Origin of the sequence: Pseudomonas sp. ok266 (genome assembly GCF_900110195.1) — a bacterium.
Classification (GTDB): Bacteria; Pseudomonadota; Gammaproteobacteria; order Pseudomonadales; family Pseudomonadaceae; genus Aquipseudomonas; species Aquipseudomonas neuropathica.
The window spans coordinates 275,276-291,985 of record NZ_FOCU01000008.1; the positions used below are offsets into that span (position 1 = coordinate 275,276).

General features: G+C 59.5%; 18 protein-coding genes. 5 read left to right on the top strand and 13 right to left on the bottom strand.

Annotated elements, in window-relative coordinates:
• Positions 1-12: 12 nt before the first annotated feature.
• Genes BMY54_RS17250 through BMY54_RS17260 form a run of 3 tightly spaced genes read right to left on the bottom strand, consistent with a single transcriptional unit; the run spans position 13 to position 1,388 of the window.
• Positions 13-186 carry a DUF3094 domain-containing protein gene (locus BMY54_RS17250; protein ID WP_007909875.1) on the bottom strand — a complete coding sequence of 58 codons (174 nt, stop codon included), beginning with the start codon at positions 184-186 and terminating at the stop codon, positions 13-15.
• Positions 187-237: 51 nt separating this feature from the next.
• On the bottom strand, positions 238-765 hold the full coding sequence (locus BMY54_RS17255) for an MOSC domain-containing protein (protein WP_093434861.1): 528 nt from the start codon (positions 763-765) through the stop codon (positions 238-240).
• Positions 762-1,388 (bottom strand): DUF1780 domain-containing protein, encoded by a 627-nt coding sequence (locus BMY54_RS17260; RefSeq protein WP_007909887.1) that lies wholly within the window; start codon positions 1,386-1,388, stop codon positions 762-764. The genes BMY54_RS17255 and BMY54_RS17260 overlap by 4 nt, the downstream gene beginning before the upstream one ends.
• Before the next feature lie 130 nt (positions 1,389-1,518).
• On the opposite strand from BMY54_RS17260, the gene BMY54_RS17265 reads away from it, so the two are divergent.
• The 3 genes from BMY54_RS17265 to BMY54_RS17275 all read left to right on the top strand — a co-directional run bounded on the left by BMY54_RS17265 (position 1,519) and on the right by BMY54_RS17275 (position 2,953).
• The gene (locus BMY54_RS17265; RefSeq protein WP_093434864.1) at positions 1,519-1,986 is read left to right on the top strand and encodes an FAD/FMN-containing dehydrogenase; all 468 of its coding nucleotides are present in this window, start codon (positions 1,519-1,521) and stop codon (positions 1,984-1,986) included.
• Positions 1,983-2,672, top strand: coding sequence for an energy-coupling factor ABC transporter permease (locus BMY54_RS17270; protein WP_093434867.1), 690 nt, complete (start codon positions 1,983-1,985; stop codon positions 2,670-2,672). The genes BMY54_RS17265 and BMY54_RS17270 overlap by 4 nt, the downstream gene beginning before the upstream one ends.
• Before the next feature lie 65 nt (positions 2,673-2,737).
• The gene (locus BMY54_RS17275) at positions 2,738-2,953 is read left to right on the top strand and encodes a hypothetical protein (RefSeq protein ID WP_007959584.1); all 216 of its coding nucleotides are present in this window, start codon (positions 2,738-2,740) and stop codon (positions 2,951-2,953) included.
• Between the two features lie 6 nt (positions 2,954-2,959).
• Here BMY54_RS17275 and yacG read toward each other — a convergent pair whose 3' ends face one another.
• The 5 genes from yacG to pilB are packed head-to-tail and all read right to left on the bottom strand — an operon-like array spanning position 2,960 to position 7,571.
• Entirely contained in the window at positions 2,960-3,160 is a 201-nt protein-coding gene (yacG, locus tag BMY54_RS17280) for a DNA gyrase inhibitor YacG (RefSeq protein WP_016773149.1), read from the bottom strand.
• Positions 3,157-3,780 (bottom strand): dephospho-CoA kinase, encoded by a 624-nt coding sequence (gene coaE, locus BMY54_RS17285; protein ID WP_093434870.1) that lies wholly within the window; start codon positions 3,778-3,780, stop codon positions 3,157-3,159. The genes yacG and coaE overlap by 4 nt, the downstream gene beginning before the upstream one ends.
• On the bottom strand, positions 3,777-4,649 hold the full coding sequence (locus tag BMY54_RS17290) for a prepilin peptidase (protein WP_093434872.1): 873 nt from the start codon (positions 4,647-4,649) through the stop codon (positions 3,777-3,779). Before BMY54_RS17290 ends, coaE begins: the two co-directional genes overlap by 4 nt.
• A 1-nt stretch (position 4,650) precedes the next feature.
• Positions 4,651-5,868, bottom strand: coding sequence for a type II secretion system F family protein (locus BMY54_RS17295; protein WP_093434875.1), 1,218 nt, complete (start codon positions 5,866-5,868; stop codon positions 4,651-4,653).
• 2 nt (positions 5,869-5,870) lie between these two features.
• On the bottom strand, positions 5,871-7,571 hold the full coding sequence (pilB, locus tag BMY54_RS17300; RefSeq protein ID WP_093434878.1) for a type IV-A pilus assembly ATPase PilB: 1,701 nt from the start codon (positions 7,569-7,571) through the stop codon (positions 5,871-5,873).
• 226 nt (positions 7,572-7,797) lie between these two features.
• Between pilB and BMY54_RS17305 the strand changes: the two genes are divergently transcribed.
• Both BMY54_RS17305 and BMY54_RS17310 read left to right on the top strand, forming a co-directional pair.
• On the top strand, positions 7,798-8,229 hold the full coding sequence (locus BMY54_RS17305; protein ID WP_093434881.1) for a pilin: 432 nt from the start codon (positions 7,798-7,800) through the stop codon (positions 8,227-8,229).
• Positions 8,230-8,524: 295 nt separating this feature from the next.
• Positions 8,525-8,881 (top strand): BON domain-containing protein, encoded by a 357-nt coding sequence (locus BMY54_RS17310; protein WP_093434884.1) that lies wholly within the window; start codon positions 8,525-8,527, stop codon positions 8,879-8,881.
• A gap of 285 nt (positions 8,882-9,166) precedes the next feature.
• Here the strand turns inward: BMY54_RS17310 and BMY54_RS17315 are convergent, their stop codons facing one another.
• The 5 genes from BMY54_RS17315 to acs all read right to left on the bottom strand — a co-directional run bounded on the left by BMY54_RS17315 (position 9,167) and on the right by acs (position 16,670).
• Positions 9,167-9,463, bottom strand: a complete 297-nt coding sequence (locus tag BMY54_RS17315) for a DUF2845 domain-containing protein (protein WP_093434887.1) — start codon at positions 9,461-9,463, stop codon at positions 9,167-9,169.
• Positions 9,463-12,414, bottom strand: a complete 2,952-nt coding sequence (locus BMY54_RS17320) for a DUF748 domain-containing protein (protein WP_093434890.1) — start codon at positions 12,412-12,414, stop codon at positions 9,463-9,465. Before BMY54_RS17320 ends, BMY54_RS17315 begins: the two co-directional genes overlap by 1 nt.
• Positions 12,415-12,632: 218 nt before the next feature.
• Positions 12,633-13,649, bottom strand: a complete 1,017-nt coding sequence (locus tag BMY54_RS17325) for a class I SAM-dependent rRNA methyltransferase (protein WP_093434893.1) — start codon at positions 13,647-13,649, stop codon at positions 12,633-12,635.
• Positions 13,650-13,811: 162 nt separating this feature from the next.
• Complete coding sequence (locus BMY54_RS17330) at positions 13,812-14,681, bottom strand: oxygenase MpaB family protein (RefSeq protein ID WP_093434896.1); 870 nt, start codon at positions 14,679-14,681, stop codon at positions 13,812-13,814.
• Between the two features lie 51 nt (positions 14,682-14,732).
• On the bottom strand, positions 14,733-16,670 hold the full coding sequence (gene acs, locus BMY54_RS17335; protein ID WP_093434898.1) for an acetate--CoA ligase: 1,938 nt from the start codon (positions 16,668-16,670) through the stop codon (positions 14,733-14,735).
• Positions 16,671-16,710: the final 40 nt, after the last annotated feature.

The following is a 16,710-nucleotide window of genomic DNA, read 5'->3' on the forward strand; positions in this document are numbered from 1 at the left end:
GCGCCAAGCTGCTCATAGCGTCAGGTAACTGATAAATCGGCTCAACAGGCCAAGACCAATGGTCACTGCCAGCACCAGCACGAGGAGCATCCACGGCCGGAAAGGCCGGCGCTCGACTCGGTGTTGGGACAGTTGCAGATACTCTTCGACATGTTTCTGGTCTTCGGGGTTCAGGCGGCTGGTCATATTTGCCTCGTCAGGTAGACGTTGCTGAATGGGCAGAAGCTACAGCGGTTTTTATCCGGGGTTGAACGCAGCATAGCCGCTGTCCGGAACCGGTTCGACGCTCACCCGGTCTTCGAGGCGAATGATCCCGCTTTGTAACACCCGCGCGGTAATTCCGCCATGCCCGCGCACCGCTTGAAAGGTGCCCGGGCCGAGGTTGTTCTGCAGGCGTGCACAGGGCTGACACCAGCCCGTGGTTTCGAATATTGCCTGACCGATGCGAAAGCGCCGACCCTTGAGACTAAACAAATTGATACCGCTGATAACCAGATTGCGCCGCAGATCTTCAGGCCTAACCGGTTGATCATCAGGGCGCCCCATCAATGCGCTGATCACCGCCAGATGCTCCCACTGGATCAGCGTTACCTGGCGCGCATTACGCACACCGGGGCGCGCATGATCGCCGGTCAGCCCGGCCTCAAGTCGCGCCTCCACGGCATCCAGTTCGATCATCGGCCCACGGGAATCAGGGCGCACGCCAATCCAGCGCACACACCCGGTCTGTGGCACATCGGCAATCAATTGCTGAAGTGGCGTCACAGGCTGATCCCGACGTCGAAGACGATGCTGCGGCCGAGGTTGCTGCGCAGAAAGTCCGGCGCATCCGGGTGGGCGAACAGCACGCGGGCGAAGGTCGGGCCGACGAGGGACAGCGAGCGCCAGCCTTGGCGCAGGTATTCAGTAGGCGGGGGGAAATGGCTGTTCAGATCCAGCACCTCACGTTTAAGACTGGCGAAGGCGATGATATCCAGTTCGCCCAGATCCATGCCACGTTCCTTGTAGTTATGTGCTTTTTTGCGCAAGGTCGGTGCCAGTCGCAGCAGGAATTCATTGGCCGGGATTCGTTTCGGCTTGGCTTCGCGGCGCACCAGTTGGCTGAGGGAAAAGGCGCTACGTCGTCGCTGCAATTCATCGCGCCATTCGTCGTTGAGCCGACGGCCCTCGTCGAGCACGAAGAACACCTCGAAATTGGCATCGCGAAACAATACGTCCGGCGGCTCGCCGGCCGGCGCGAATTCGTCGGCGCGGTAGGGAATGTTCAGGCCTTGCAGCAGGCGCTGGCAAACCCAACGCTCACGCTCCCATTTGCGGGCATTGGACAGAAAGGCGTTGGCCTGCTCGGCCGCGATGGTCAGCAGGCGTAAATAATCTGAGTCATCCATAAGCCCAAGCTTAGCGTTCAAATGCGACAAGCTGAAAGCGTTCCGCGGCAAAGTGCATCAGTGGGCAGTGGAGAAGGGCGGTGTAGACTCATGGAAATCGATTATTTGCGCCAAACCGTGAGGACTCATCGTGAAATTTCGCTGGCTGCTGCTGTTTGCTGTTTTTCCGCTGTGTGCCCATGCGCTCGAAACCGGTGAGCGTCTGGCTCCCTGGACGTTGCTCGATCAGTACGAGCAACCCTTCACCCTCGATAACAGCACCACCACGCTGCTGGTGGCACGGGATATGGACGGCGCCAAGCTGATCAAGGAAGCGTTGAAGGATCAGCCCAAGGGCTATCTGGAGGCCCGTCACGCGGTGTTCGTTGCCGACATCCAGCGCATGCCGGCGCTGATTGCCAGAATGTTTGCCGTACCGGCCATGCGCGACTACCACTATCGGGTCATGCTGGATCGAGAAGGACGGGTTGCGTCGCGCTATTCCGGCGCGGAAGGCCAGGTGTTGTGGTTGCAACTCAAGGACGGTCGATTGCTCTCGCAACGTGAGTACGCCAACGCGGGTGACCTGCGCGAGGCACTGGAGAAGGCGCGCCCATGATCGGCGTCGAGGTGCTGGCAAGTGAAAGTCTGTTGCTGGGCTGGCTGATTTATCTGCCGGTGCTGCTCTGGGCGATCGTGCGTGCGCCGTGGGTCGAGTTGTTCAGCGACAGCCGGCGTCAGCATCTGCTGTTCGGCACCGTGTTTGCGTTGTTTCTCTTGTGGTTGATGCGCAGGGATTTCGACACGGGCGTGTCGTATCACTTCCTCGGTATGACGGCGGTAACCCTGTTGCTGGACTGGCCGCTGGCGATCGTTGGCGGACTGGTGGCGCAAATCGGCCTGGTGCTGCTCGGGCGTCAGGATCTCGCGGCGATGGGGGTCAATAGCGCCTTGTTCATTTTGCTGCCGGTGCTGGTCACCGAGTGTGTGGCGATCCTCGTCGAGCGTGCTCAGCCACGCAATCCGTTCGTGTACATCTTCTGTTCCGGCTTCTTTGCCGCCGCGCTGTCAGCCCTGTTGTGCCTGATCCTCAGCCTGACGCTGCTGTGGTACGACGGCCTCTTCGCCATGCCGGAATGGCTGGAAGACTTCATCGGTTACGTGTGGCTGATCATTTTCCCCGAGGCGTTCATCAACGGCATGATCGTCAGTGCTCTGGTGGTATTCAGCCCGGAATGGCTGGAGACCTTCAACCGCACACGCTACCTTTCGGCGCCGTGGAAGGACGACGATCCGAAGTCTTGATCCACATCAAACCCGCTGCGCGCGGGAAATTTCATGCTCGCGCAAATCCCTTCAGGAGCAACGGCATGAGTGTTTACGAGTGGGCCAGGCAGGAAACCCGGCAGAGTCTGGAGATGGCGCAGGAAGTGGGTTTTGACCCGGGGTTGAGTTTGCGCGCCTTGCTCAGTGCGGTGGTGCAGCAGAGCAAGGCCGTGCGCAACGCCGAAGACCTGGCCGACGAGTTGCGCTTTCTGGCGGAAAACCTCGACGACGATCAGGACTACGGCTTTATGCGGCCCTGATCGAGATCAGTGACGCGGATCGAAGTCGCCGGAAAACAGTTCGTCCTCGGCATCCGGTGCGACCGGAATCTTGTGTTCTTCCGACGCCCAGGCGCCGAGGTCGATCAGTTTGCAGCGATCGGAGCAGAACGGACGGAATTTGTTCGCGGGGGTGAATTCCACGGGGGCGCCGCAGGTTGGGCATTCAACGGTGGGGATCTGGCTCATGCTTGGCCTCCGGATAAAGTCAGGTAAAAGTGATGCAGACGCTCTACTTCGCTGTGCAGCCAGGCGAGGTCGCGGTCGTTGACCACTACGTCGTCGGCGCGGCTCACACGCTCTTCGCGGCTCGACTGAGCCTTGAGGATCGCCTGAACCTGCTGCTCGCTGGTCTGGTCACGCTGCAAGGTACGTTCGATCTGCAATTGTTGCGGGGCGTCGATCACCAGGATGCGCTGAGTCATCGCGTATTGCCCGGATTCGATCAACAGCGGCGAAACCAGTATCGCGTAAGGCGATTTTGCCAGCGCCAGATGATGAGCGATTTCCTCGGCGATCAACGGATGCAGCAGGGCTTCGAGCCAGCGGCGTTCTTCCGGCACTTCAAAGATCAGTTTGCGCAGGGCGGCGCGATCCAGCGTGCCGTCGCCCTGTAAAACGCCAGGCCCGAAGTGTTCGGCTATTTTTGCCAGTGCCGGACGTCCGGGTTCAACCACCCAACGCGCCGCGTGATCGGCATCCACCACGTGGACACCCAGATCAATGAAGTGCTGAGCCGCTGCGCTTTTGCCGCTGCCGATGCCGCCGGTGAGGCCGAGAATCCAGGGTTTTTCCACAGGGGTATTCATTTCAAACCGACAAACTGCCAATAGAAGGCGGTTATTTGACCACCCCAGAGCAAGGCAATCCAGCCGGCAATTGCCAGATAAGGGCCGAAGGGGATTGGCGTCGAGGTTTTTTGCTCGCGCAGGCGCAACAAAATCACCCCGATAATGGCGCCGACCAGTGATGACAACAGAATCGTCAGCGGCAGAATCTGCCAGCCGCCCCATGCCCCCAGCAGCGCCAACAGTTTGAAATCACCATGACCGATGCCGTCCTTGCCGGTCAGCAGCTTGAACAGCCAGAACACTGACCACAGCGCCAGATAACCGGCCACCGCGCCCCACAACGCATCGTGCAAGGTTACGAACAGGCCGAAACTGTTGACGATCAACCCCAGCCACAGCAACGGCAACACCAGCACATCAGGCAATAGTTGATGCTCGGTGTCGATCAGACTCATCGCCAGCAGACCCCAGGTGAGGACGATCAGCAGGCACGCCGGCCAACCGAAACCCAGGTGCCAGGCGATGAAGGCCGAAAGCAGCCCACAGGCCAGCTCGGTCAACGGATAACGTTTGCTGATCGGAGCTGAGCACGCTGAACAGCGCCCGCGCAGCCATAGATAACTGAGCAGGGGAACGTTCTCCCACGGGCGAATCCGGTGGGCGCAATGCGGGCATTCGGAGTGCGGCAGCATCAGGTTGTAGATGGGTTGCGAGGCTTCGCCGGGCAAACCGAGCACATCGTGTGCCTGCTGGCGCCAGTCGCGTTCGAGCATTTTCGGCAGGCGCCAGATCAGCACATTGAGGAAGCTGCCGACCACCAGGCCCAGCAGCAGGGCGGTGCCGACAAACGCTAGCGGATACATGGCAAACAGTTCGTCGATAGGCATGTCAGATCGCTGAGCCGAGTTGGAAGATCGGCAGGTACATGGCCACCACCAGCCCGCCGACGATTACCCCCAGCACGACCATGATGAACGGCTCCATGAGGCTGGTGAGGTTGTCGACCATGTTATCCACTTCTTCCTCGTAAAAGCCCGCAACCTTGTCGAGCATGTCATCCAGGGCGCCGGACTCTTCGCCAATTGCGGTCATTTGCACGGCCATGCTGGGAAAGACCCCGGTGCTGCGCATCGAGAAATTCAGTTGCATACCGGTGGACACGTCCTGGCGAATGCGCAGCACGGCTCGCTTGAAGACCACGTTGCCGGTGGCGCCGGCCACCGAGTCAAGCGCTTCGACCAACGGCACACCGGCGGCAAACGTGGTCGACAAGGTTCGAGCGAATCGCGCCACGGCGGACTTGTACATCAGTGTGCCCACCAGTGGCAGTTTCAGCAGCCAGGTGTCTTTGCGATCGCGCAAGGCCTGGGATGTTTTTAGCGCGTGGCGGGTGCCAAAAATCGCTGCGACCAGTGCAGCGAGAATCGCCCACCACCATTGCTGCATGAATTCCGACAGGCTGATCACCATCAGGGTGAACGCCGGCAGTTCGGCACCGAAACCGGAAAACACTGACTGAAATTGTGGCACTACTTTGACCAGCAGAATCCCGGTGACAACAGCCGCGACCAGCACCACGGCGGTGGGATAGGTCATGGCTTTCTTGATCTTGGCTTTGAGGCTTTCGCTTTTTTCCTTATAGGTCGCGACGCGTTCGAGCAAGGTGTCGAGGGCGCCGGACTGTTCGCCGGCATCGACCAGGTTGCAATACAACTCGTCGAAATACTGCGGTTTCTTGCGCAGGGCTGCGGCGAAGCTGTTACCGGCCGCGACCTCCTGCTTCACGTCGTCCACCAGTTTGCGCATGGCCGGGTTATCAAAGCCTTCGCCAATAATGTCGAACGACTGCAACAGCGGTACGCCGGCTTTCATCATGGTCGCCATCTGCCGGGTGAACAGGGCAATGTCCCGGGCCTTGATGCGTTTGCCAAAGCTCAGCAATGACGCGGATTTCTTGCGCACCTTGCCGGGATTGATCCCCTGTTTACGCAATTGTGCCTTGATCAGCGCCGGGTTCTGGCCGCTCAGTTCACCGGTGACTTTGCTGCCTTTTCTGTCCGTGCCTTCCCAGGCATAAATACTGATTTTTGCTGCCTTGACCGCCATGTTCAGTCCTTGGTGACCCGGTTGATTTCTTCAAGGCTGGTGATGCCTTGCATGGCCTTGTGCAGCCCGGAGGTGCGCAGGTCGTCGAAGCCGTCGCGGCGCATCTGCAGGTCGATTTCCAGCGAGTTGCCTTCAGCCATGATCAAGCGTTGCAGCTCCGGTGTGTTTTTCACCACTTCATAAATCCCCACGCGTCCTTTGTAACCGCCGTTGCAGTGATCGCAACCGACCGGCTCGTAGATCGTGAAATGGCCGATGCGTTCCTCGGGGAAGCCTTCCTTGAGCAAGGTTTCGCGTGGGATCTCGATGGCTTTCTTGCAGTGGCTGCACAGTTTGCGCGCCAGGCGCTGGGCGATGATCAGGCTGACCGAGGTGGCGATGTTGAAACCGGGAATGCCCATGTTGTGCAGGCGCGTCAGGGTTTCCGCAGCGCTGTTGGTGTGCAGGGTCGAGAGCACCAGGTGACCGGTCTGCGCGGCTTTGATGGCGATCTCGGCGGTTTCCAGGTCGCGGATCTCACCTACCATGATCACGTCCGGGTCCTGACGCAGAAACGAGCGCAATGCCTGGGCAAAGTCGAGCCCTTGCTTGGGATTGACGTTGACCTGGTTGATGCCTTCCATGTTGATTTCCACCGGGTCTTCGGCGGTGGAGATATTGATGTCGACGGTGTTGAGGATGTTCAGGCCGGTGTACAGCGACACGGTTTTCCCCGAACCGGTGGGCCCGGTGACCAGAATCATGCCCTGTGGTTGCTTGAGTGCGGCCATGTACAGATCCTTTTGCTCGGGCTCATAGCCGAGCGCGTCGATGCCGATCTGCGCACTGGACGGATCGAGAATCCGGATCACCACTTTTTCGCCCCACAGGGTCGGCAGGGTGTTGACCCGGAAATCGATCGACTTGCTTTTCGACAGGCGCATCTTGATCCGCCCGTCCTGAGGTTTGCGCCGTTCCGAAATATCCAGGCTGGCCATGACTTTCAGGCGTGCGGCGATGCGCCCGGCCAGTTGGATCGGCGGTTTGGCAACCTCGCGCAGGATGCCGTCGGTGCGCACCCGCACCCGGTAGTTTTTTTCGTAAGGCTCGAAGTGCAAGTCGGAAGAACCGCTTTTGATCGCGTCGAGCAGCATCTTGTGCACGAAGCGCACCACCGGCGCATCGTCGGCGTCGAGGCCGCCGATGGCGTCCTGCTTGCTGTCGTCGACGGATTCGACATCGACCCCGTCGAGATCGACATCGGCCATGTCCTCGAGACCGCTGGTGTGGGTGTCGAAGAATTTTTCGATGGCATCGGTAAGTTTGTCGTCCTCGACCAGAATGGCTTCGGTGCTCAGCCCGGTGCTGAATTGAATGTCGTTGATTGCTTGATGATTGCTCGGGTCGGAAATGCCCACGAACAGCTTGTTGCCACGCCGCCACAAGGGCAGGGCGTGATGCTGACGCACGAGTTTTTCGCTGACCAGGCCTTTGGGCTGGGTTTCCTTGTCCAGGCAATTGAGATCAAGCAAGGCCATGCCGAAATGCTCACTGGCAATCTCGGCCACCTGCCAGCTCTTGACCAGTTTGTTCTGCACCAGATAGCTGACCAGCGACAGGCGATTGCGCTGGGCCTGTTGCCAGGCTTGCTGGGCGCCTTTTTCCGTGAGCAGTTCGGCCTGGACCAATTGCTTGGCCAGACCGCTCAGAGCGATGTCATTCATGGGGATTCCGCACGCTTGCCGTTCATGACTTATAGCCTAGTCAAGTGACAGCGCCAAACACGGCGGGTGCAGGTGACAAAAAGTGTCAGATAGTGCGGTTACAGGTTGTAGGAATTGGCGTTGCAAGCGCTTCGCGCCTAATGAACGGGGCTTTGCAGGCATTGGCATGGCCTATGCTCCGTCCCTTGCAGATCATGAGAATTCGACTCATGCATGGAGCGTGTCTATGAAAAAACAACAAGGTTTTACTCTGATCGAGCTGCTGATCGTGGTGGCGATCATCGGGATTCTGGCGACCATCGCGTTGCCGCAATATTCCAAATATCAGGCACGGTCGAAGGTGACGGCGGGGCTGGCGGAAATCAGCGCGCTGAAGGTGCCGTTCGAGGACACCATCAATCAAGGCACTGATCCGACCCTGACCCTAGTGGCGGGCAGTGCCACCGCTGCGACTTCCAACTGCACACTGGCCGCTTCCGGCACGGCATCCACCGGTGCCGGGACCATCACTTGCACATTGCTCAATGCTCCGGGTCCGGTGCTGAGCAAAACCATCACCCTCACACGTTCCTCAGGGACCGGCGCAGGTGTGTGGACTTGTGGTACCACCGTTGCTCCGGACTATTCGCCTAAAGGCTGCACTGCCACCGGTACATAAGCTGACGTGTGCTGGCCAGAATGCTCCGCTCTGCGGGGCATTTTTATTGTCTGGCACTTCACAAAAGCTTCAATAATTTCAGCGCCTTAGGAACTTTCCAAAAAACCGCAACTTGCATGTGAATATTCCACAAGTCATGCATTTTGCATGAATCCGGAATTTTCAGATATCTGTAAATAATTGATTTATATAGGTTTTGTGTCTTTCAAAAAGTTGGCACAGCGTTCGCAACTACCTTGGTAACCCTGCTGACAAGACAACCAGCAGACTTTCCAGAAAAACAGGAGTTACTCGTATGAAGAAGTTCGCTATCACTGCCGCTGCTGCTACCGCGCTGACCCTGACCATGGCTTCCGGTGCATTCGCACAATCCACCCAGGCTACTCAGGCTCCAATGACTCTGGCTGCCGGTGAAGTCACCAAGGCGAAAGAAGCTACTTCCGACACCTGGATCACCACCAAAGTCAAAAGCGACCTGGTTACCGAAAAAGGCATCCCAGGCACTGACATCAAAGTAGAAACCAACAAAGGTGTTGTGTCGCTGTCGTCGACTGTAGCCATTACCGAAGCTCAGAAAACCACAGCCGTTAACATCACCAAGAAAATCAAAGGCGTTAAAGCGGTCTCCGCTGACGGCCTGAAAGCCGAGTAAGGCATGACTTCTCGCCTGGACCGGGAGAAGGCGCGACAGACGGGCCGAGCCATACGTCTGCCGCAACTTTAGAGTTCATGCGAACGGTCACACGGATGTGACCATTACGGGCCCCGGCACTTGTGTCGGGGCCTGTTCTATTTCAGGGACGAAAGAGTCGAAGGGCACCGCAAAACAACTGTGGGAGCGAGCTTGCTCGCGAAAGCGGTATGCCAGTCACAATGGATTTGACTGACCAGACGCCTTCGCGAGCAAGCTCGCTCCCACATGGGTAAGTGATTTGGATCAGTTACCGCGTTTGCTGTTGATCTGTCGCAGGCGATTGCCTTCGAAGCGCAGGTATTGGTACATGCCGTTGCTCGGACCATAGGTCCATTCCTCGACCTGAAACTCCTCGCGGCGGTTGGCGCTGCGCTTGTAACCCAAGACATCACGGCTGACCGGCTCACCACACTTTTGCAGGACTTCGCTGGAACGGTCGCCCAGGCTGATCAGTTGACTGCCGCAGCGCAGGGTATCGGACGCCGAGGCGTGGCTGGCCGCGAAGGTCATTGCGATCAAGGCCAGCCACTGCAGTTTCATCATTCGGCATCCAGGTGCATTTGCGTCACCACGCGGCCATCGCTCTCGGCTTCACCGAGACTGGCGTCGATGAAGTACACGCGGTCGTCTGCCAGCTGGCCTTTATCGACCAGATAATCCTTGATGCTGCTGGCACGGTCCTGACCCAACTGACGCAACAACACCTCGCTGCCACTCCAGAACTTGATCACGCCTTCGCGCATCTTCGCCGTGCGTTCTTCCTTGCCCAGATCCTTCCATTGCGCCGGTGGCTGGGTTTTCAGGCGGGTGCGGTAAATGCCTTCGAGCAGTGGACCTTTCTCGTTGTCCGGCACTTGCAGCAATGACGCCTGCGCCGGGACTTTATCGCCGCGACGCTGGAGCATCTTGTAGTAGTTGTACTGGTATTCACGCTCCAGACGCTGCTCGGCGAGCAATGGACCATCGCTGCTCTGCGCGGCAGTGCCTTCGATTTCCAGACGCAGGGCCGGGCGCTCCTTGAGCGCCTGAGACAGTTTGATCAGCGCCGCTTCGGCATCCTTGTTCAACTCGCTGGAACCCGGGGCAAACGACACCGTGCCAAGGTCTTCCGAACCGCCACCACTGATCAGCCCGCCAATCATTTTGAAGGGCGCGGCAGCGGCTTTGACGATCAGGTTGCGCAGGGTCTGCCAGACAATCGGCATCACGCTGAACTGCGGGTTGTTCAAGTCGCCGGTCACCGGCAATTCGATGGAGATCTTGCCGTCGACGTCCTTGAGCAAGGCAATCGCCAGTTTCAGTGGCAGGCTCACAGCATCCGGGCTGTCGACTTTCTCACCGAGCTGCAATTGCTCGACCACCACTTTGTTTTCGGCTTTGAGCTGGCCCTTGGTGATCAGGTAATGCAGGTCGAGGTTGAGCCGGCCCTTGCGGATGCGGTAACCGGCGAATTTGCCGGAGTAGGGCGTCAACGTGGTCAGCTCGACACGTTTGAAACTGGTGGCGATGTCGAGGCTGGCCATCGGGTCGAACGGATTGACCGCGCCCTTGATGGTCACCGGTGCATAGCGGTCGACCTTGCCTTTGATGTCGACACTGGCCGGTTTCGCCTGACGGCTGTCGATGGTGCCGATCTGGCCATTGAGTTGCTGCACGGCGGTAGCGAAATTCGGCGTCAGGCTGAAGTCGGCGAAGTTGGCCGAACCGTCGTTGATGGCGATGCCGCCGATGTGAATGCCCAGCGGTTTCTCGTTGCTGGCCGGTTTCGCTGCTGCGCTTTTGGTGCCGCTGTCGGCGGGCTGCGGGATCAGCAGGTCATCGATGTTGGTGGTGCGATCATCGTTGATCATGAACCGCACATACGGCTGGAACAGGTTGACCTTGTCAATCGACAGGCTGTCGCCGTGCTGATAGTTCAAGCCTTCGACCACGACCTGCTGCCACTTGAGGAAATCGCGGGTTTTCAGGGTGTCGAGGGTGTGCAGTTGATCGATCTGCGCGCGCCCGGTGACGCTTAGGGCCAGCGGCTCGGTGCTCTTGAGATTGACCTTGAGATCACTGCCGAGCATGCCGCTGCGCAGTTCCAGGCGAATGAACGGGTTGATGTAAGACTGCGCGACGCGCAGGTCGATGTCCTGGGTTTTTACATTGAGCTGGGCGTTGACCGGGGCGAGATTGACCGTGCCGTCTGCGCTGATCTTGCCTTGTTTGCCCACGCCGCTATCGAGCTTGAGCTTGAAGGGCGAGCCGTTGAGGCTGTCGAAGTCTTGCAGATCGACATTCAGCGGGGTGATGTCCAGTGCTACTGCCGGTTTGGCCGAGCGGTCGGCCAGATGCACGGTGTAGTTGCGCAATTGCACGTCTTTGAGCAGCACTTGCCAAGGCTTGCTCGGCGCAGTCGGTTCAGCTTTCGGCGAGTCGGCAGCGGCTGGCGTGTTCGCCGGTTCTGCGGCGGCTTTGGCAGCAGGTTTGGACGGTTGGCTGGCGAACAGTTTCTGCCAGTCCAGCTGGCCGTCGGCTTCAAGGGCAGCCCAGGTTTCCAGTTTGTTGCTGCGGATCTTGCCGACCACCACTTGTTGTTTGGCCAGATCCACCGAGGCTTCGCTGACGTCGAGGCGTTCGAGTTTCGCCAGTGGCCGCCCGTCCGGAGCCTTGATGGCGAATGGCGCGATGCTCACTGCGACATTGTTCAACTGCAGTTCGGTTTCTTTCGACAGATTGAGTTTGTATTCGCTGCTGAGGCTGATCACGCCGTCTTCGAGTACCAAAGGCACCGAGTCGCGCACGTAGGGCCAGAAGGCTTTCATCTTGCCGTCGGTGACTTTCAGGGTGCCTTCGGAAGTGAACGGGATCAGGCTGAAATTGCCACTCCAGTCGATCCGGCCACCGGCAGGGCCGATGGCGACCAGGGTCATGTCGGCGCTGTCTTCGGGCAGGGTGCTGAGGTTTTTCAGTTCGAAGCTGAGGTCGTCGTAGAGGAATTCGATCGGCTCGCTCGGGCGCACGTCCTCAAAGTGCACGACGCCGCCGGCCAGTTTGATGTTGTCGATGCGCAGCGGGAAGGGCTTGGCGTCAGGGTCGGCCGGTGTCGGCTCGCTGGCCGGCACATTGAACAGGCCGAGCAGGTTGAGCTTGCCGTCTTTGGCGAAAAGGATTTCGGTCTTTGGCTTGTCCAGCTCGATGTTGGCCAGATGCAGAGCTTTGGTCCACAGACTGTCGATTTGCAGGTCGGCGTACAGGCGATCGAAACCGACCTGTTCCTTGCCCGGCTCGCCGATGACCAGCCCCCACAAGGTAACTTCAAGGCTGAACGGGTTGAGCTCGATACGCTGGATATGCGCAGGCACTGTTGCGTAGTTGGCCAGTTGCTGATTGGCCACGCGCAGGGCGATGCCCGGCAAAATCAGAAACCCCAGCAGGCTGTAGAGGGCCAGAGCAGTCAACAAGGCGCCAATCGCGCGAATCAATCCTTTGGGCATGTGCGGCTTCATCTGTCTGAATCGGAGTGCCTTGGAGTATGGCACGCGATTCTGGTTCCGAAGTAACAGCCGTGCTGCAGGATTGTTCAGATTTCTCTGTAATCACAAAAAATGTGGGAGCGAGCTTGCTCGCGAAAGCGGTCGTCCAGTTGATCAAGATGCCGACTGACACGACGCCTTCGCGAGCAAGCTCGCTCCCACAGGGGAACAGTTGCCGCCGCGCGAGCGCTTCAGAGCTGCAGAATCAGGGTTTTCAGCGGCGGTTGCTGATCCATCGACGGGAAGTCGGCGCCTGGGGTCATCACGCTCCACTCACGCACCGGTCGCCCGGCCTTCTCGGCACAGCGCAGCACCTGCTCGCGCCAGTCGTCCATGCTGACTTTCGCCAGATTGTTGCAGCAGATCAGCACGCCATTGTCGGCGGTGGTCAGCAGGGCCGGTTTGAGCAGGCTCTGATAGTCACGCAGCAAATCGACAGTGCCGAATGCGCTCTTGGCCCACGCTGGCGGATCAAGCAGGACCAGATCGTATTGGCGCTGATCGAGGCGCTGGTAGCTCGGCAGTTTTTGTCCACGGCGCTGACTGATCGGCAGCCCGGCGAGTTGGCGGATGGCCGGGAAGTAGTCCGACTGGATGAATTCCATCTCCGGCAACTGCGGGTTGAGCAGGCCGTTTTCGCGACCGACCGCCAGATTGCCTTCGGCGAAATCCAGATTGCACACTTCACGCGCGCCACCGGCGGCCGCACTGAGGCCGACGCCGCAGGTGTAGGCGAACAGGTTGAGCACGGATTTGCCTTGGGCGTGATCCTTGACCCAGCCACGGGTGTTGCGCAGATCGAGGAACAGCAAGGGATCCTGCCCGGCGTGGCGTCCGCGCACCCGGTAGTTGAGGCCCCATTCGTGGCCGACCAGATCGGCCAGTGCCGCGTCTTCAGCTTTGTAGACGCTGTCTTCACGGTCAATGCGCGAGTTGCCTCGGGATCGGTCGTTGTAAACCAGCAAGGTTTCCATCCCCAGGCTCTGATTAACCATGGCGTGCAGTTGCAGCAGGTCGTCACGCTCCAGCGTCTGGTGGAAGCTTTGCACCAGCAGTTGCGGGCCGTAGCGGTCGATGGTCAGGCCGCCGGCGCCTTCCTGGCTGCCGTGGAACAGCCGATAGCAATCGGTGCCCTGGCGGTGCAGCTCGGCCAGCAGATCCTGGCGTTGATCGAGGGCGGCGCGCAGCGCCTGATTCAAGGAAGACATGCGGGCGCCTTGCTGGTGAGAATGGGGGCGCGGGAGTTTAGCAGCTTGGCGGGCAATCGAGTTGCGCCCTTCGCGAGCAGGCTCGCTCCCTCATGGGATCCATGGTGCAAATTAGATCTCCTGTGGGAGCGAGCTTGCTCGCGAAGGCGTCCGACGAAGTTTTCAGCTCAAGCCCATCCGGCGTTTGGCCCGTTGCACTGAGCCGTTGCGCATTGCCCAGCGCAGCATCGGTGCGCTGCGTCTGACGCTGGCGCGAATCAGTTGCCGTTGCAGCGAACTCTGGCGGACGTCGAGCATGTCGCTGGCCCAGTCCGGCAACAGGTCGATCCCGGCCTTCATCATCAGATCGCCAAACGGTCGCGCCAGAACACTCGGCGCCGGCGCGTCGAGCAGCAGGCGCAAAACCTCACGGCTGCGCTCGTCGCACAGCAACTGCGGGCGCATGCGTTGCAGATACTCGGCCACGGCTTGCCGCGATTTCGGTACATCGCGCGCGCCCAGGCGTTCGGCTATCACGGCGATTTCCGTGTAATAACGATCCTGATCTGCCCCCGACAACTGCGGATTGCGATAACGCAAATGCGCCGCCAGAAAGTTACTCACTTCCGCCACATGCACCCAGGTCAACAAATCCGCATCGCTGGCTGCGTAGGGCCGGCCATCAGGCGCCGTGCCGACCACCTGCAAATGAATGGTGCGCACTTTCTCGATCAACCAGTCGGCGTCCCGGCGCGAGCCAAACGTGGTACCGGATACAAACTGGCTGGTGCGCCGCAAACGCCCGAGCATGTCTTCACGAAAGTTCGAATGATCCCAAACCCCGGCCAGCGCCAGCGGATGCAAAGCTTGTAGCAACAACGCGCTGATACCGCCGATCAACATGCTGCTGAAATCGCCGTGCACCTGCCAACTGATCGAGTCCGGACCAAACAGGCCGGGATCGCCCTTGGGGTTTTCCAGGTCGAGCTGACCGAGCGACAGCCCGGTCAGGCTCATGAGTTGCTGTTCGATACGGCTGCGGATGAATTCCATGACCACTCAGTGAGAAAGGCCAGGCGCGGCCGGTTGACCGCGCCCGGGGTGTTACTGATTGAGGCGCTTGTCGATCAGGCCTTGCACCACACTCGGATCGGCCAGGGTCGAGGTATCACCGAGGCTGTCGAGTTCGTTGCAGGCGATCTTGCGCAAGATGCGCCGCATGATCTTGCCTGAACGGGTTTTCGGCAAGGCCGGCGCCCACTGGATCAGATCCGGTTTGGCGAAGCTGCCGATTTCCTTGCTGACGTGGGCCAGCAATTCTTTCTTCAACTCGTCATTGGGTTCGGTGCCGTTCATGGGAGTGACGAAGGCGTAGATGCCCTGACCTTTGACGTCGTGGGGGTAACCAACCACGGCGGCCTCGGCGATGCTGTCGTGCAATACCAGTGCGCTTTCCACTTCGGCGGTACCGATGCGGTGGCCGGAGACGTTGATCACGTCATCGATGCGCCCGGTTATCCAGTAATCGCCGTCCTCATCGCGGCGTGCGCCGTCGCCGGTGAAGTAGTAGCCGGGGTAGGGTTTGAAATAGGTGTCGACCATGCGCTGCGGGTCGCCATAGACGCTGCGGATCTGCGCCGGCCAACTCGACTTGATCGCCAGCACGCCACTGCCGGCGCCTTTGATTTCCTTGCCGTGCTCATCGAGCAGCACCGGTTGCACGCCGAACATCGGTTGCGTGGCGCAGCCAGGCTTGATTCGCTGGGCGCTGACCAGGGGACTGAGCATGATGCCGCCGGTTTCGGTCTGCCACCAAGTGTCGACGATGGGGCAGCGCTGTTCTCCGACGACATTGAAATACCATTCCCACGCTTCCGGGTTGATCGGCTCACCGACGCTGCCGAGTAATCTGAGGCTGGCGCGCGAGGTTTCCTTCAACGGTTCGGCACCTTCACGCATCAACGCGCGCAGGGCGGTCGGCGCGGTGTAGAAGATATTGACTTTGTGTTTGTCGATCACCTGCCAGAAACGCGAACTGCTCGGATAGCTCGGCACGCCTTCGAACATCAGCGTGGTCGCACCATTGGCCAGCGGGCCGTAGACAATGTAGCTGTGACCGGTGACCCAGCCGACGTCAGCAGTGCACCAGAACACTTCGCCGTCGCGGTAATCGAGCACGTACTTGAAGGTCATCGCCGCTTGCAGCAGGTAGCCGCCGGTGGTGTGCAGCACGCCTTTGGGTTTGCCGGTGCTGCCGGAGGTGTAGAGGATGAACAGCGGGTCTTCGGCGTCCATCGGCTCCGGTGGGCAATCGTCGCTGACCTCGCGCACGGCCTGGTGATACCAGAGGTCACGACCCTCGACCCAGTCGACACTGCCTTGGCTGCGCTCGACCACCACGACGGTGCTGACGTCGGGGCAACTTTGCAGGGCTTTGTCGACGTTCTGCTTGAGCGGGACGAACTTGCCACCGCGCACGCCTTCATCGGCGGTGATCACCGTGCGGCAATCGGCATCGAGGATGCGGTCACGCAGGGAGTCAGGGGAGAAACCGCCAAACACCACCGAATGGATTGCGCCGATCCGCGAACAGGCGAGCATGGCGTATGCGGCCTCGGGGATCATTGGCATGTAGATGCACACCCGGTCGCCTTTCTTCACACCACGGCTTTTCAGCACGTTGGCCAGACGGCAGACGTGGTGATGGAGTTTTTTGTAGGTGATATGCGCCGATTCGGCAGGGTCGTCGCCCTCCCAGAGCAGGGCGGTCTGATCGCCGCGCTTGTCCAGATGGCGGTCGATGCAGTTGTAACTGACGTTCAGCTTCGCACCGGCAAACCAGGCGGCTTCACCGGTTTTCAGGTCGTAGCGCTGAACGGTCTGCCACGGCGTGCTCCAGTCGAGGAACCGCGTGGCCTGTTCGGCCCAGAAGGTGCTGGGGTGTTCAATGGATTCGCGGTACAGGCGCCGATAGTCTTCCTGACTCAATTGCGCAGCCCGGCGGACGGCATCGGCTTTGGGGAACGTGCTGATATCGAACATGACGGTTCCTTATTCTTGTGGTGCGACAGGAATAAAGATG

Excerpts from the sequence above, each read along its gene's own strand:
- BMY54_RS17295 (WP_093434875.1), bottom strand. The coding sequence starts at position 5,868 with ATGGCGGTCAAGGCAGCAAAAATCAGTATTTATGCCTGGGAAGGCACG.
- BMY54_RS17250 (WP_007909875.1), bottom strand. The coding sequence starts at position 186 with ATGACCAGCCGCCTGAACCCCGAAGACCAGAAACATGTCGAAGAGTAT.
- BMY54_RS17320 (WP_093434890.1), bottom strand. The coding sequence starts at position 12,414 with ATGAAGCCGCACATGCCCAAAGGATTGATTCGCGCGATTGGCGCCTTG.
- BMY54_RS17325 (WP_093434893.1), bottom strand. The coding sequence starts at position 13,649 with ATGTCTTCCTTGAATCAGGCGCTGCGCGCCGCCCTCGATCAACGCCAG.
- yacG (WP_016773149.1), bottom strand. The coding sequence starts at position 3,160 with ATGAGCCAGATCCCCACCGTTGAATGCCCAACCTGCGGCGCCCCCGTG.
- acs (WP_093434898.1), bottom strand. The coding sequence starts at position 16,670 with ATGTTCGATATCAGCACGTTCCCCAAAGCCGATGCCGTCCGCCGGGCT.
- BMY54_RS17270 (WP_093434867.1), top strand. The coding sequence starts at position 1,983 with ATGATCGGCGTCGAGGTGCTGGCAAGTGAAAGTCTGTTGCTGGGCTGG.
- pilB (WP_093434878.1), bottom strand. The coding sequence starts at position 7,571 with ATGAATGACATCGCTCTGAGCGGTCTGGCCAAGCAATTGGTCCAGGCC.
- BMY54_RS17330 (WP_093434896.1), bottom strand. The coding sequence starts at position 14,681 with ATGGAATTCATCCGCAGCCGTATCGAACAGCAACTCATGAGCCTGACC.
- BMY54_RS17310 (WP_093434884.1), top strand. The coding sequence starts at position 8,525 with ATGAAGAAGTTCGCTATCACTGCCGCTGCTGCTACCGCGCTGACCCTG.
- BMY54_RS17305 (WP_093434881.1), top strand. The coding sequence starts at position 7,798 with ATGAAAAAACAACAAGGTTTTACTCTGATCGAGCTGCTGATCGTGGTG.
- BMY54_RS17290 (WP_093434872.1), bottom strand. The coding sequence starts at position 4,649 with ATGCCTATCGACGAACTGTTTGCCATGTATCCGCTAGCGTTTGTCGGC.
- BMY54_RS17275 (WP_007959584.1), top strand. The coding sequence starts at position 2,738 with ATGAGTGTTTACGAGTGGGCCAGGCAGGAAACCCGGCAGAGTCTGGAG.
- BMY54_RS17260 (WP_007909887.1), bottom strand. The coding sequence starts at position 1,388 with ATGGATGACTCAGATTATTTACGCCTGCTGACCATCGCGGCCGAGCAG.
- coaE (WP_093434870.1), bottom strand. The coding sequence starts at position 3,780 with ATGAATACCCCTGTGGAAAAACCCTGGATTCTCGGCCTCACCGGCGGC.
- BMY54_RS17315 (WP_093434887.1), bottom strand. The coding sequence starts at position 9,463 with ATGAAACTGCAGTGGCTGGCCTTGATCGCAATGACCTTCGCGGCCAGC.